Annotated in this window: 13 protein-coding genes; 11 read left to right on the forward strand and 2 right to left on the reverse strand. The window is 56.9% G+C overall.

All coding sequences use genetic code 11. From position 1 onward, the window contains the following. The first annotated feature begins 1 nt into the window (after window position 1). Complete coding sequence (locus ACFO1S_RS16190) at window positions 2–889, forward strand: 5'-3' exonuclease (RefSeq protein ID WP_204603561.1); 888 nt, start codon at window positions 2–4, stop codon at window positions 887–889. 168 nt (window positions 890–1,057) lie between these two features. On the opposite strand, the gene ACFO1S_RS16195 is transcribed toward ACFO1S_RS16190, so the two are convergent. Then, window positions 1,058–1,645 (reverse strand): transposase, encoded by a 588-nt coding sequence (locus ACFO1S_RS16195; RefSeq protein WP_204603560.1) that lies wholly within the window; start codon window positions 1,643–1,645, stop codon window positions 1,058–1,060. 254 nt (window positions 1,646–1,899) lie between these two features. Here ACFO1S_RS16195 and ACFO1S_RS16200 point away from each other — a divergent pair, with 254 nt between their 5' ends. Genes ACFO1S_RS16200 through ssuD form a run of 8 tightly spaced genes read left to right on the forward strand, consistent with a single transcriptional unit; the run spans window position 1,900 to window position 11,145 of the window. Next, window positions 1,900–2,652, forward strand: a complete 753-nt coding sequence (locus ACFO1S_RS16200; RefSeq protein WP_204603559.1) for an ABC transporter ATP-binding protein — start codon at window positions 1,900–1,902, stop codon at window positions 2,650–2,652. A 36-nt stretch (window positions 2,653–2,688) separates the two neighbouring features. Continuing rightward, window positions 2,689–3,495, forward strand: coding sequence for an ABC transporter permease (locus ACFO1S_RS16205; RefSeq protein WP_378127199.1), 807 nt, complete (start codon window positions 2,689–2,691; stop codon window positions 3,493–3,495). A 52-nt stretch (window positions 3,496–3,547) separates the two neighbouring features. Beyond that, window positions 3,548–4,615: an ABC transporter substrate-binding protein gene (locus tag ACFO1S_RS16210; protein ID WP_204603557.1), complete on the forward strand. Its 1,068-nt coding sequence runs from the start codon at window positions 3,548–3,550 to the stop codon at window positions 4,613–4,615. Between the two features lie 25 nt (window positions 4,616–4,640). Next, window positions 4,641–5,762: an acyl-CoA dehydrogenase family protein gene (locus ACFO1S_RS16215; RefSeq protein WP_204603556.1), complete on the forward strand. Its 1,122-nt coding sequence runs from the start codon at window positions 4,641–4,643 to the stop codon at window positions 5,760–5,762. 4 nt (window positions 5,763–5,766) lie between these two features. Further along, a complete protein-coding gene (locus ACFO1S_RS16220) occupies window positions 5,767–7,143 on the forward strand; it encodes an LLM class flavin-dependent oxidoreductase (RefSeq protein ID WP_204603555.1) in 1,377 nt (458 codons plus the stop codon). A 2-nt stretch (window positions 7,144–7,145) separates the two neighbouring features. Further along, window positions 7,146–8,540 carry an LLM class flavin-dependent oxidoreductase gene (locus tag ACFO1S_RS16225; RefSeq protein WP_204603554.1) on the forward strand — a complete coding sequence of 465 codons (1,395 nt, stop codon included), beginning with the start codon at window positions 7,146–7,148 and terminating at the stop codon, window positions 8,538–8,540. Further along, window positions 8,537–9,979, forward strand: coding sequence for a 4-hydroxyphenylacetate 3-hydroxylase family protein (locus tag ACFO1S_RS16230; RefSeq protein WP_204603553.1), 1,443 nt, complete (start codon window positions 8,537–8,539; stop codon window positions 9,977–9,979). Before ACFO1S_RS16225 ends, ACFO1S_RS16230 begins: the two co-directional genes overlap by 4 nt. 23 nt (window positions 9,980–10,002) lie before the next feature. Beyond that, window positions 10,003–11,145 (forward strand): FMNH2-dependent alkanesulfonate monooxygenase, encoded by a 1,143-nt coding sequence (gene ssuD / locus ACFO1S_RS16235; RefSeq protein WP_204603552.1) that lies wholly within the window; start codon window positions 10,003–10,005, stop codon window positions 11,143–11,145. A gap of 56 nt (window positions 11,146–11,201) precedes the next feature. On the opposite strand, the gene ACFO1S_RS16240 is transcribed toward ssuD, so the two are convergent. Beyond that, the gene (locus tag ACFO1S_RS16240) at window positions 11,202–12,104 is read right to left on the reverse strand and encodes a helix-turn-helix domain-containing protein (RefSeq protein WP_204603551.1); all 903 of its coding nucleotides are present in this window, start codon (window positions 12,102–12,104) and stop codon (window positions 11,202–11,204) included. 151 nt (window positions 12,105–12,255) lie between these two features. On the opposite strand from ACFO1S_RS16240, the gene ACFO1S_RS16245 reads away from it, so the two are divergent. Both ACFO1S_RS16245 and uxaC read left to right on the forward strand, forming a co-directional pair. Next, window positions 12,256–13,548: a Gfo/Idh/MocA family protein gene (locus ACFO1S_RS16245; RefSeq protein WP_204603550.1), complete on the forward strand. Its 1,293-nt coding sequence runs from the start codon at window positions 12,256–12,258 to the stop codon at window positions 13,546–13,548. Between the two features lie 18 nt (window positions 13,549–13,566). After that, entirely contained in the window at window positions 13,567–14,973 is a 1,407-nt protein-coding gene (uxaC, locus tag ACFO1S_RS16250) for a glucuronate isomerase (protein WP_204603549.1), read from the forward strand. Window positions 14,974–15,005 lie beyond the last annotated feature (32 nt).

The following is a 15,005-nucleotide window of genomic DNA, read 5'->3' on the forward strand; positions in this document are numbered from 1 at the left end:
AATGTCCGAATCGAGAGTGATGCTGGTCGATGGAATGGCTCTGCTGTTTCGGGGGTATTATGCGAATGCCTACGGGGGCTATATCCGGAAAACGAAAGACGGATTGCCGACGAACGCGGTGTACGGCTTCGTCAAATATTTGCTGGATGCTTGCCGAACCTTCAATCCGACACATATGATCTGCTGCTGGGATATGGGTAGCACCACCTTTCGCACGGATAAGTTCGACGGGTACAAGGCGAATCGCCCTGCGGCTCCGGCTGAGCTTATTCCGCAATTCGAGCTGGTGAAGGAGGTCGTCAGCGGCTTGAATATCAGGAATGTCGGCCTTGCCGGGTACGAAGCGGACGATTGCATCGGCACATTGTCCAGACAACTTGGCGAGCTTATGGACGTGTATGTACTGACGGGAGATCATGATATGCTCCAGCTCGTGGACGAGCGGGTGAAGGTCGTCATTATGAAAAAGGGACCATCCAATTACGCTGTCTACGATGCCGCCAAGCTGTTGGAGGAAAAGCAGCTGACCGCAAAGCAGTTCATCGATCTCAAGGGTCTGGTCGGGGACACTTCGGACAATTACCCCGGCGTCAAAGGCATTGGAGAGAAGACGGCGACAAAGCTGCTTGTCGAATACGAGTCCATTGACGGCATACTGGCAAACCTGGACTTGCTGCCAAAAAGCGTCAAGACCAAAATCGAAGCAGACCTGGATATGCTCCATCTCTGCCGCGAGCTGGCTACGATTACGTGTCAGGTTCCGCTTTCCTGCACCCCCGAGGAGTGTATCTGGAGACCGGAGCAAGCGAAGATCGCGGAGCTGTTCGAGAGGCTGGAGTTCAACAGTCTCGTGAAGGAAGTCAGTTGTACGATTACCGCAGTATCTTAGCGGATCGCCCTGCGGAAGAGGCCGTCTCGTTGTCGAACGAGCGGCCTCTTCTTCTGTGCTTCGGATCGGCATCCCCATTATTTTTTTTGCCATTTTTGCCCGGAAGCGAAGAACACAGCAGCGCGGCGGAATTGCGGCGAGTTGGACACGGTACGGGGAAAAATAAGTTTAATGATAACCGCCGAACACGTCCATCAAGCCATGCATCATCTTCAGCTTGGACCACTCTTTCTCGCGATTCAGCCGGGCGGGCTCCAGGCTCACACCGGAGAATAAGGAGAGCGGGAGCGAATGCGCTTCGCCGATGTCGACACGTTCTTCCGTTTGCGGCTTTCGGGCGGTTGGATGGTTCATCCGATAGTAGAGCGTCGAGCGGCTGAGGCCAAGCAGCGCGGTCTGGGTACGTATCGGAACGCCGCTTTCTGCCTTGGAGACGAATTCGTTGCGATCCTCTTTGGAGAGCTTGGCTATCGTCGTCTGCTTCAGCCAGTCGAGCTGCTGGCGAAGCTTGTCCGTTTCCTCCCGCAGCTCGCTAATCTGCTGCTCGTAAGCATTCTTTAAACGATTTTCCAATCTCCGTTCATTCTCAAACAGCTTGTGCAGATTGCGCGTCGCATGGTTTTTCCACCGGTTCAGGACGACCGGAGAGATGCGATGCTCCTTAGCGAGCTCGGAGAGCCTGCTTTGCTCCTCAAGAAGTCTGGACACAATTAGCGCTTTCTGGTTGGGCGTGAATCTTCTTCTTGTTGTCGCCACCTTGAATCCCTCCTTATCGTGGTCCAAATCTCCATTCGTCCCGAAGCTTGAAGGACCACTTATCCCTTTATTTTATTGGAAATCAAAGCCCTTCACAAGAATTAATCCTACTTGACAGATTGGAATTTGTTAAATTAAGATTCCTAGTAACCTGAAGCGGCAATCGTCCGCCAAAGGGGTGTTACTGACCAGACAAACTGGAAGTTCGTTGAGTATAGAGCAGGGACTGATGTTTGGTATGGAGGGAGAGAGGCATGCAGGTACTTGACCTGAAAAACGTATCCAAAACCTATAGAAACGGGACGATTGCCGTCCAGGATGCGAATCTGAGCATTCGCGAAGGGGACTTCGTTTCCTTCGTCGGGCCTTCCGGCTGCGGCAAATCCACGATTTTTCGTATGGCTTCGGGGCTGTCCGCGCCATCTGCGGGACAATTGGAGATTTTGGGAGGAACGCCCGAGCAGGCAAGGAAAAGCAACGAGATCGCTTGCGTATTTCAAGAAGCGACGCTGCTGCCGTGGGTGTCCGTCCGGGACAATATCGCTTTGCCCTTGCAGCTTAGGAAAGAATCCCGCAAGCGCCAGCTTGAGGAAGCCGAACGGGTGTTGCGCTTGGTGGGCCTGCTGGATTACGCGAAGGCGCTGCCTCGCGAGCTGTCCGGGGGAATGAAGATGCGTGTTTCGATCGCCCGCGCGCTGGTCGCCAAGCCTCGGATTTTATTCATGGACGAGCCGTTCGGAGCGCTGGACGAGATTACAAGGCAATCTCTGCAGGACGAGCTGCTGGCAATTCGGCAGAAGACGGAGAGGATGACGATTCTGTTCGTGACGCATAACGCGTTCGAGGCGGTATACCTCTCGAACCGGGTCATGGTCATGACGCCGAGACCGGGCAAGATCGCCGGCGAGATCGGGATAGATGTCCCTTATCCGCGCGGAGAGCGATTCCGATCGCATCCCGACTTCGGCCGATATGTGAGTCAGGTTAGCGAATCGCTCAGACATTAAGGCGAATCGTCGCGAACGATTCGCGGGAAGGGGGTTATCTCCATAAACGTTCATACCTCGGGCAAGTTAGGCCGCATTGTCCCGCCGATCCTTGCGTTCGTGCTGTTCGTCGGCCTTTGGCAGCTCATCGTAGCCCAAGCCGACATACCTCCCTATATGTTGCCGAAGCCTAGCGATATCGCGCTATCGGTAGGCGACAACTGGAGAAGCTTGCTCGGTTCGGTGTACACGACGGCGCTGGAAACGGTGATCGGCTTCTTGCTTTCCGTCGTCGGGGGCGTGGTAGGAGCCATAGTGCTAGCAAGCTCCAAGGTGGTCGAGCGGAGCGTCTATCCCTACGCGATCGTGCTGCAGACGATCCCGATCGTAGCGGTGGCCCCGATCATCGTCATCTGGTTCGACGCGGGCCTACGTTCCATCGTCATCATAGCGTTCCTCATCGGATTCTGCCCGATGCTGTCGAATACGCTTATCGGTCTGAATTCAACAGATCGGAATTTACAGCAATTGTTTCGCCTGTATAACGCTTCGAAGTGGCAGACGATGTGGAGGCTGCGGATACCCGCCGCGCTCCCTTATATCGTAGGCGGACTGAAAATTTCTTGTTCTCTTTGCGTGATCGGCGCCATCGTCGGGGAATACGTCGCCGGGGTCGGAGGCGGTCAAGGCGGACTCGGCTACGCGATTACTTATGCGGCCATGCGGATTCAGACGCCATATTTATTCGCATGCGGGCTGACGGCATCGCTGCTCGGCATCGCTTTCTATCAGCTGGTTAACGGGTTATCGCGCAGGCTGCTGGGCTCTTGGCACGAATCCGAGCTGGCTGCGGATCACGAATAAGCATCCCAATGCATTTATCTCACCAATACTTTCTATCGGAAGGGTGATCACCATGATCAAAACAACTCTAAAATTAACTTCATTATTGCTTCTGGCAACTTTCGTCGTCGCCGGGTGCGGCACCAAACCGGAGTCAAACGCCTCCACCGCCGCGCCGGAATCGTCGAAATCGGCCGAAGCCGCGACACCGTCCGCTGTAGCCTCTTCTTCGGCATCGCCGGAGCAGCCGGCGAAGGAGGCTCGCAAGATCACCGTACAGCTCGGCTGGTTCGCCGAGCCGGAGTACGGAGGGGACTATGCGGCGCTTGTCCAAGGCTATTTCGCCGAAGAAGGACTTGACGTCACGATCAAATCCGGCGGGCCCAAAGTGAACGGCAGGCAGATTGTGGCTACGGGAAATGCCGATTTCGGCTTCGCCAAGGCCGATACCGTCCTGCAAAACCGCGAGGAAGGCTTGCCGATCGTCGCCGTAGCCGCAGCGCTGCAGAGCTCGCCCCAGGCGCTTATTTTCCATAAAGGGCAGAACATTCAATCCTTCGAGGATTTGAACGGCCGTACCGCCTTCTTCGTTCCGGGGGTGCCGGCATATGAATACGTGAAAGAGAAATATAATTTGCAATTAAAAGAACAAGTAACGGACGGTACGCTGGTGCGCTTCTTGGCCGACGAAACCTCGCTGCTGCACGGCTTCGCAACCTCCGAGCCGATTACGCTGAAGGAGCAGGGCGTAGATGCGGAGCCGTTCCTGCTATCCGAATCGGGCTACGATCCTTACGAGATCACGATTATCACTTCGGAAGCCTTCCTGAAAGAAAATCCCGAAGTCGTCAAAGCGTACCTCAGAGCCGTCAAGAAAGGCTGGGCGTATTACTTCGATCATGCCGAGGAGGTAAATGCACGCATCCACGAGGACAACAAGGAGCTGCCGATTGCCGCGATGAATGAGCAAGCCAAAGCCTATAAGCCTTACGTGACGGGCGGCGACGCGGCGACGGAAGGCTTCGGGATTATGAAGGCGGAGCGTTGGGAACAGAACAAGAAACAACTGCTGGAGGTCGGCTTGCTTAAGAACGACGTGGACGTCAACGAAGCGTTCACGACGGAGTATTTGCCTGAATAACAGCGGCAGGATGGAGGAAAGAGGAATGAGCATATTGGATTCACGCGCGAAGGAGCAGGCCTGGATCGATTTGGCTGCGGAGCTGTCGGCGAAGTTCGCCCTGACGGCGGCGGAGACCGACCGGCAGGCGGAGTTGCCTGTGGCGAATTTGCGGGAGCTGTTCGACCAAGGGATGGACACGGCGATCCTGCCGGAAGAAAAAGACGGAGCGGGCCTCTCATACTCGGCGTTCGGGCGGATCGTCTTCGAGATTGCGCGAGGCTGCCCGTCGACCGCTTGCGTCTGGCTGATGAATACGTCAGCCGCCGAATCGCTGATCACGCTCTCCTCGCCCGAGAGATCCGAGCACTATCTACGGGAATGGAAGGGCGGCAAACGTTTCGCCAACGCGCTTAGCGAGCCGTCTTCGGGAAATCTGTTTTTGAATCCCGTGCAGGAAGCGACGCCGTTGGGCGATGGGGATTGGCGTCTCGACGGAGCCAAGCGCTTCGTATCCGGCGCGGAGCTGGCCGATTATTATTTGATCAACGCCAGCATTGACGGCCAGCCAGCCTTCTTCGGCGTAGAGCGGGACGAGACGGTCGAGATTCACGACATTTGGGACGCGCTTGGCATGCGGGGCACGCGAAGCCAGCTCATCGGGTTCCGAGGGACGCGGCTTAAGGCCGCCAATCGCTTCAGCCCAGTGCCATCGACTCGGCAGAACCTAATCGCTCTAGGCTTGCCTTGGCTGTCGCTTGGCATCGCCCAAGCCGCTTACGACGCTTTGATCGCACAGGCTCAAGGGAAAAAGCTGGCCGATGGAAAGCCGCTGTCCCACGTGCAATGGATTCAATACGAGACGGCCGACGTGTACGTCCGACTCAAGGCCGCCAAGCTGCTGGCCGGCCAATTGCTGGAGCTGGCGGACGCCGGAGCGGATGAGACGGTCATCGTCGCGATGGAGGCCAAAATTCTTGCTAACCAGATTGCCAAGGACGTTGCCGATCTCGGCTTGCGCGTCGGAGGAGGCCTGGCTTTCACGAGGGCGCTGCCCTTCGAGCGGCACCTGCGCGACGCCCAGGCCGGGGGCTTAATGGCCTATTCGAGCGAGCTCTGCCGGCTTTACGTGGCCAAGAACGAGCTCAACGTGCGAGAGCAGGGTTGAGCCAATGGCCAAACAAATTCGCTTTAATGCTTTCGATATTAATGCTGCCATGCACAATCCGCATGGATTATGGAAGCATCCGGATAACGAGAGATACCGATACAAGGAGCTGGATTACTGGGTCGAGCTAGCCCGGCTGCTGGAGCGGGGCCTCTTCGATGCCTTGTTTCTGGCGGATGTCTACGGATTCTACGACGTCTATCGCGGGAGCCGAGACGCCGCTCTCCGGGATGCCGTTCAAGCTCCGATCAACGATCCTTCGTTGATTATCCCGACAATGGCGTATGCGACGAAGCATCTCGGCTTCGCGGTGACGGTCCCGACGACGTACGAGCATCCTTACGCTCACGCCCGGCGGATGACGACGCTGGATCATCTGACGAACGGCCGCATCGGCTGGAACGTGGTTACCTCCTTCCTGCCGAGCGCCGCTCGCAATTTCGGCTTGGACAGAATGATCGGACACGACGAGCGCTATGAGATTGCGGACGAATATATGGAGGTAGTGTACAAGCTGTGGGAGGGGAGCTGGGAGGACGATGCCGTCCTTCGCGATCCCTTCCGCGGCATCTATACCGATCCGGTCAAAGTCCACGAGATTTTACATGCCGGCAAGTATTTTCGCGTACCCGGTCCGCATTTGAGCGAGCCTTCTCCGCAGCGTACGCCGGTGCTGTATCAAGCCGGCGCCTCCGCGCGGGGAAGAGCGTTCGCGGCCAAGCATGCGGAATGCGTGTTCATCGACGGTCACTCTTACGAAAGCATGAAATTTTACGTCGACGACATTCGTTCCAAAGCCGTCGCTTACGGCAGGAGGCCGGAAGACATTAAAATTTTCATGGCGCTCAGCACGATCGTTGGGGCTACGGCGGCAGAGGCGGAGGACAAATTCCGCGAATTGACGGCTATCAGCAGCGCAGAAGGGCCGCAAGCCATATACGGAGGCTATACGGGCATCGACCTGTCTCAGGGCGACCCGAATCAAATTCTAACCTATAGGGCAACGGATCACGGGCAGACGGTGCTGGCCAGATTTACGAAGATGTCGCCGAAAGAAATGACCTACGGCGAGGTGATCGATTCCGTCAAAAAAATCGGCGGCCGTGCGGTCTTGCTCAAAGGCTCGGCCGAGCAGGTCGCCGATCAGATGCAAGCCTGGGTGGACAACACCGGTATCGACGGCTTTAATCTGGGCCATCTGGTGACCCCCGGAAGCTTGAAGGAAATCGTCGAGCTCGTCGTTCCGCTCTTGCAGGAGCGCGGTCTTTACAAAACAAGCTACGAAGCGGGCACGATGCGCGAGAAGCTGTTCGGATATGGCGAGAGCCGATTGCCCGAGCGGCATCCCGGAGCGAGACACCGCTTCGCGCGAGGGGAATGAATATGGGGAAAAAGATATTGCTTAACGCCTTCGATATGAACACGGCGATGCACAGCGCGCACGGCTTATGGAGGCATCCCGCGAGCGATCGCCACCGCTACAAGGATTTGAACTATTGGGTTGAGCTGGCGCGGCTGCTGGAACGGGGGAAATTCGATGCCTTGTTCCTCGCGGACGTCTACGGGTTCTACGACGTGTTCCGCGGCAACCGTGACGCTGCCCTGCGGGAAGCCGTGCAGGTCCCCGTCAACGATCCTTCGCTGATTATTCCTACGATGGCTTACGCGACGGAGCATCTGAGCTTTGCCGTGACCATCCCGACTACCTACGAGCCGCCTTACGCGCATGCGAGAAGGATGACGACGCTTGATCACTTGACCGGCGGTCGCGTCGGCTGGAACATCGTAACGTCGTTCCTGCCGAGCGCGGCCCGCAACTTCGGACTTGATCAGGCGGTAACGCACGATCAGCGTTACGAGGTCGCCGACGAGTACATGGAAGTCGTCTATAAGCTATGGGAAGCGAGCTGGGAGGATGACGCCGTCGTTCGGGACGTCGCGAGAGGGATCTACACCGATCCGGCCAAGGTACACGAGATCAACCATCAAGGCAAGCATTACGATATCCCGGGACCTCATCTCAGCGAACCCTCGCCCCAGCGCACGCCGGTACTCTATCAGGCGGGCACTTCGGCCAAGGGAAGGGAGTTTGCGGCGAAGCACGCGGAATGCGTATTTATTGACGCGCACAGCTTCGAGAGCCTGAAATTCTATGTGGACGATATCCGGGAGAAAGCCGTTGCCTACGGCCGCAAGCCGGAAGACGTCAAAGTGTTCATGGCCATCAATTCCGTCGTGGGAAGAACTCGGGCGGAAGCGGAGGAAAAATACCGCGAGTATACCGCTCTGCGAAGCGAAGATGCGCCGCAAGTGCTGTATGGGGGCTTCAGCGGCATCGATCTGTCCGGTTACGATCGCTCCGATTATTTGTCCTATTTTGCGTCCGATCATGGACAGGCCGCAGTGGCTCGCTTCACGACGATGTCGGAGAAGAGGATGAACGTAGGCGAGGTCGTCGATGAGATCGTCAAGATCGGAGGGAGGAGCGCACTGCTGTTCGGCTCCGCCGAAGAGGTGGCCGACCAGATGCAGCAATGGGTAGAGAGGACGGGAATCGACGGCTTTAATCTGGCCCATCTCGTCACGCCGGGCAGCTTGGAGGATATCGTCGACCTGGTCGTTCCGATTCTTCAGGAGAGAGGCTTGTACAAAACCGAGTATGCCGCAGGAACGATGCGGGAGAAATTGTTCGGCTCCGGGGACGCGCGGCTTCCGGACAGGCATCCCGGAGCGGGCTTCCGGCGCGCAATCGGGACGAAGGAAAGGACGCGAACATGACCTCGAGAGGCACGCGGTTTATGGAGAGCTTGAACGACGGCAGGAACGTCTGGCTGGAGCAGGAGCGGGTAACCGATCTTCCGCGCCATCCGGCTTTTGCCGGAACGCTGGCCACGATCGGCAGGCTGTTCGACCTGCTCGACGACACGCAGCGAAGAGATCAGGTTGGATACGCTGTCGGCGACGGAGGAAAATATGCGCATAGCGCTTTTCTCGTGCCCTACAGCGCGGAGGATCTGGCGAAGAGAAGCCGCGCGTTCGATTGCTGGGCGAAGGAAACAAACGGCGTGATGAGCCGCCTGTCGGATTATGCGCGATCCTTGGTCACGGGGTGGTACGGCTCGCGAAAGCAGCTGGGCAAGCTGGATTCCGGGCTGGAGGCGAAAATCTCCGCCTATTACGAAGAGGCTCGGGACAACGACTACTTCCTGACGACCTCGCTGCTCGATCCGCAGATTGACAGATCCAAAGGGCTGGACGATAAACGGATCGCCGATCGTTACCTGCATGTGGTTCGGGAGACGAAAGAGGGCGTCGTTCTGAGCGGGGCCAAGATGATTGCAACGGGCGCCCCCTATACGCACGATTTTCTCGTATTCTCCTTTAACAAGCTGGATGCGCGTCACAGCAAGCACGCTCATGCCCTCATCGTGCCGGCCGGCTCCAAAGGGCTTCACATCGTCTGTCGGGAGTCGTTCGCGGAGCAGAACGCGCAGGACTATCCCTTAAGCTCCAGGTATGACGAGATGGATGCCGTACTGCTGTTCGACGAGGTGCTCGTACCCTGGGAGCGGGTACTGCTGAACGGGGACGCCGAAGCGGTATGGAAGCTGCGATCGCACGTGCCTTCGAATACGCTGGCGTTTCACCAGACGGTCGTCCGGTTCGCGGCTAAGCTGGAATTCGTAGCGGGCGTGACGTTCGCCGTTGCGGACGCGATCGGGGTGAACGGCTTCCTGCACGTGCAGGAAAAGCTGGGAGAGCTCGTTACGCAGATCGATACGATGAAAGCTCTGCTGATTGCCTCGGAGGCTCAGGCGAAGCCTGATCCGACGACAGGGTTATGGCTGCCCGAGTCGACATTCATCGATACGGCAAGAAGCATCGGAACGAAGCTGTATCCGCGCGCGATCGAAATTTTGCAGCAGATCGGAGGCGGAGGTTTCGTGCAGACGCCGGCCCGGATGAGCCAATTCGAAGGACCCTTGAACGAGCTGCTGAACCGTTACTTCGATGGCGTATCTCTCGGAGCCGAGCAGAAGGTGCGGCTGTTTAAGCTGGCCTGGGATCTGATCGGAAGCCCGCTCGGCTCTAGACATGAGCTGTACGAGAGATTTTATGCCGGAGACCCGGTACGAAGCTACGCCAACCAATATATAAGCAGCGACAAAGCGGCGCTGATCGATCCCGTCTGGAAGCTGCTGAGACAATCGCGATAGGACAGGAAAGGAGCAAGCATGAGATGGAAGTATTCTGGTTCATCCCGACCCACGGGGACGGCAAGTATCTCGGTACCGGGCACGGCGCGAGGGCAGTCGATTTCGACTATATGAGCCAAATCGCCAAGGCTGCGGACAGTCTGGGCTTCGGAGGGGTGCTGCTGCCGACGGGCAAGTCGTGCGAAGATCCGTGGATCGCCGCTTCGGCGCTGATTCCGGTGACGCAGCGGCTCAAGTTTCTGGTCGCGGTGCGCCCGGGGCTGATGTCGCCCACGATCGCGGCGAGAATGGCTTCAACGTTCGACAGGATATCGAACGGACGTCTGCTGATTAACGTCGTAACCGGAGGCGACCCGGTAGAGCTGGCCGGGGAAGGCCTGCATTTGAGCCACGATGCGCGCTATGAACTGACGGATGAATTTCTGACCGTATGGCGGAAGGCGCTGCAGGGCGAAGAAGTCGATTTCGAAGGCGAGCACATTCGGATCGACGGGGGCAAGGTGCTGTATCCCCCCGTGCAGCAACCTTATCCGCCGCTTTACTTCGGAGGCTCTTCGGATGCGGGACACAAGGTAGCCGGCAAGCACATCGATGTGTATTTGTCTTGGGGAGAGCCGCCTGAGCAGGTGGCAGAGAAGATCGCCGCAGTTCGCGAGCTAGCCGAGGCGCAAGGAAGAACGGTTCGCTTCGGCATTCGGCTTCACGTCATCGTCCGGGAGAAGGAGGAGGACGCGTGGACAGCCGCGCATGAGCTGATTCGTTTTCTGGATGACGACACGATTGCGGGCGCCCAGACAATCTTAGGCCGCTTCGATTCGGTCGGACAACAGAGGATGATGAGCCTTCATGGCGGCAGCCGCGAGCAGCTTGAGATCAGCCCCAATCTATGGGCCGGGGTCGGACTGGTTCGAGGCGGCGCGGGGACGGCGCTTGTCGGCGATCCCCAGACGGTCGCCGATCGTCTGAAGGCGTACGCGGAGCTTGGCATCGAAACGTTCATTCTATCCGGCTACCCTCATCTGGAGGAGGCCTACCGCACGGCGGAATTGCTGTTCCCGCTGCTGCCGCTTGCGAATAAGCAAGAGAAAAGGATAGGCAATTCGTATATCAGTCCCTTCGGGGAAATGATCGCGAACAATGAGATTCCGCGTGCCGGAGTCCGATAATCAAATGAATCGAAAAAACGCGCTATGCCGATTAAGCATCCGATACGCGACATGTGCTATTGTGGTGAGGCGGCGCCATGCTCCTTGCGATAATCCCGGGCGGAAGTCCGGGTTATTTTTTTAAACGTTTTGCCGAAGTGGGAGAAATTATCGAAGCCCGTTCGGGCCGCAATTTCCGTGACGGAAAGATGGCTTTCGCGCAGCAGCCGTTGAGCCTCCTTGACGCGAGTGAGGTTCAGGTAGTCGATGACGGTAAATCCGGTCGCTTCCTTGAACGAGCGGCTCATGTAATAAGGACTGATGTAGAACCTCTCGGCCAGCTCCTCGATTCGGATCGTATCGCAATAATTCGCTTTGAGAAAACGGACGATGTCGGACATTTTGCGATGCAGAGGGGAGACGTAGGAAGGCTCCTGAGGCTGGCCGTTGCAGGCGGAGCGAGCGGCCAGGAGCAGAATATCGACGATGGCCTGCTTAAGCGCGAGCTCGTATCCGGGCGGCCGCTCCAGCAGCTCGTCGAGCATCCGCTTGGCCAGCAGCTGCAGCCGATCGCGCTCGTCCTCATGCAGCCGGACGATCGGAGTCGTCCGCTCGAAGGAGCTAAGCAGCAGCTCGGCGTGCGTGCCTACGACATCGCGAACGAAGCGGTCGTCGATGTGCATTACGATTCGTTCATGACCAGGATGGCCTGCCACAAAGGTACGATGCAGTTGATTTTTGCCGATGAGCACAAGATCGCCTTCATCTACGTTGTAGATAGAATCCTCGACGAAATAATGCCGCGTTCCCGACAAAAGGAAATACAGCTCGTAATAAGGATGAAAATGGTGGCTGTCCATCGTATAGGGGGCCGTGCGACGCACGTATTCCACGTAGAAAGGGTCGGAATAGCGGCCATGGCGGAGCGTTTCCGGCAGCTCCTGCATCGGCGGCGGGGAATTGGGATGAAGCGTATTCATGCAGGAGGCCTCCTTACGGGTTAGTTTTTATATATTATAGCAAGATATGCGGGGTTTTGGGGCGGAAAAGCAGGAAAGCAGGAGAAATAGTTGCTGGATTGCTTTAAGTTATCCTTATCGGAACAAAATTCTAGCATAAGGGTGAGCGAGAATGGGCGACAAGAAGAAATACGTGCTGGTCGGATCGGGAGGAAGGGCGGAGTTTTTCTACTCGGCCATTGCCACGTCCTTCCGGGAGACCTCGCAGCTGCTGGCTTTCTGCGACACGAACCAAACCCGTATGGACTATGCGAATCGGCAGCTGGCCGAGCGCTACGGTTATTCTAAAGTGAACACCTACAAGGCGGAGCAATTCGACGAGATGATCGCGAAGGAACGTCCGGACGCCGTCATCGTGACAAGCGTGGACCGCACCCATCACACGTATATCATTCGAGCGATGGAGCTCGGATGCGACGTGGTGACGGAGAAGCCGATGACGGTGGACGAGAGCAAATGCCAGGACATTCTGGACGCGGTAGAGCGGACGGGAAGGAATGTCCGTGTGACGTTTAACTACCGCTATGCGCCGCATCACACGAAAGCCCGCGAATTGATCGAGGACGGAGTCATCGGCAAGATCACCTCGGTCCACTTCGAATGGCTGCTGAACACGCAGCACGGGGCCGATTATTTTCGCAGGTGGCATCGGGACAAAAGAAACAGCGGCGGCTTGCTCGTTCACAAATCGACCCATCACTTTGATCTCGTCAATTTCTGGATCGGCTCGGAGCCGGATACGGTGTTTGCCTTCGGAGACCTGCTGTTCTACGGCAAGGAGAACGCGGAGCAGCGCGGCGTAACCAAGTTCTATGAGCGCTCGACGGGCCATCCGAACGCGAAGGACGATCCGTTCGCGCTGCATATGGATGAGAACGAAAATCTCAAGGCGCTTTATTTGGACGCGGAGCACGAGGACGGCTACCGGCGCGACCAAAGCGTATTCGGAGACGGCATCAGCATTGAGGATACGATGGGCGTCATGGTTCAATACAAGAATAAAGCGATTATGACTTATTCCCTGAATGCCTATTTGCCGTGGGAAGGCTACCGCATCGCTTTCAACGGAACGAAGGGCCGCATGGAAATGACGGTCGTCGAGCAGTCGTACGTCAATTCCGGCGGCGAGAAGTCGCAGGAAGGGGCGCTGAAGGATAAGACGATTACCGTATACCCTATGTTTGCGGCTCCCTACGAGGTGGAAGTGGAAGAAACGGAAGGCGGTCACGGAGGAGGCGATCCTGTGCTGCTGAACGATATTTTCGGTACGCCGACGGAGGATCGCTTCAAGCGGGCGGCGAATCATATCGATGGGGCCAGAAGCATTCTGACCGGAATCGCGGCCAATCGTTCGATTCGAACGGGACAGGCGGTCAAAGTCGACGAGCTAGTCAAATTTCGTTAAAAGGGCGGGAATAGCAAAGTGAAAACTTTTATGGATAAGGATTTTATGCTTCAGAACGAGGTGGCGAAGCGGCTGTACCACGATTATGCAGCCAAGCAGCCTATTATAGACTATCATTGCCATTTGAATCCGCAAGAGATTTACGAGGACAAGCGCTTCGGCAATCTCGCCGAAATCTGGCTGTACGGAGATCATTACAAGTGGCGGGCTATGAGGGCCAACGGAATCGAGGAGGCGCTCGTGACCGGTGGGCCGGGGGTGGAGGACTACGACCGTTTTCTCGCATGGGCGAGAACCGTTCCGGAGACGCTCGGCAATCCTCTTTACCATTGGTCGCACTTGGAGCTCCGTCGCTATTTCGGGATCGAGGAAACGATCAACGAAGCGAATGCGCCGATCATCTGGGAGAAGGCCAACGCGGTTCTGCGTTCGGAAAGCTTTTCCGTCAGAAGGCTGATCCGCGAGCAGCAGGTCAAGGTGATCTGCACGACGGACGATCCGACCGATACGCTGGAATATCATCTGGGAATTCAAGGCATCGAGGATTTCGATTGTCTCGTGCTCCCCTCGTTCCGGCCGGATAAGGGATTGGAAATTCGCCGGGAGACGTTCCTGCCGTGGGTGCGGAAGCTTGAGGCTTCGTCCGGGATGAGCGTCGGCACGTACGAGGCTTTCCTGGCGGCTCTGGATAGCCGGATCGATTTCTTCGCGAAGGTCGGCTGTAAAGTATCGGATCACGCGCTGGATCAGGTTCTATACGCGGAGACGAGCCTGGAAGAAGCTTCCGCGATCTATGCGAAAGCGATGGACGGAGAGCCGCTTACGCTTGAAGACGAGCGAAAATATAAAACCTATACGCTGATCCATCTGGGAGAGGCGTACAGCAAGCTGGGCTGGACGATGCAGCTGCATATTCACGCCTCCCGGAACAACAATAGCCGCATGTTTAAGCTGCTTGGTCCCGATACGGGATACGATTCGATTCACGACGGCGAGCTGGCTTATCCGTTGACGAAGCTGCTGGACGCGATCGACGCGAAGGCAGGCCTGCCTCGCACAATTCTATACTCGCTTAATCCGAAGGATTACGAGGTGCTCGGCACGGTTATGGGCAGCTTCCAGGGCGGGGGAGTTCCCGGCAAAATCCAGCTTGGCTCCGCTTGGTGGTTCAACGATACGAAGGACGGCATGCTGGAGCAGCTGAACGTGTTGGCCAATTTCGGCCTGCTGTCCCGGTTCGTCGGAATGCTGACGGATTCGCGCAGCTTCCTGAGCTACCCGAGACATGAGTACTTCCGCAGAATTCTGTGCAATATGCTCGGAGAATGGGTGGAGCGGGGCGAGGCGCCCGACGATCGCGAGCTTCTGGGCGGCATGGTCGAAAATATTTGTTACGGCAATGCGAAGCGTTACTTCGGCTTCTAAACTCCGGGCCCCTTCTTTCCGAAACAATAGTA

Origin of the sequence: Cohnella boryungensis (assembly GCF_042651945.1) — a bacterium.
GTDB classification, from domain to species: Bacteria; Bacillota; Bacilli; order Paenibacillales; family Paenibacillaceae; genus Cohnella; species Cohnella boryungensis.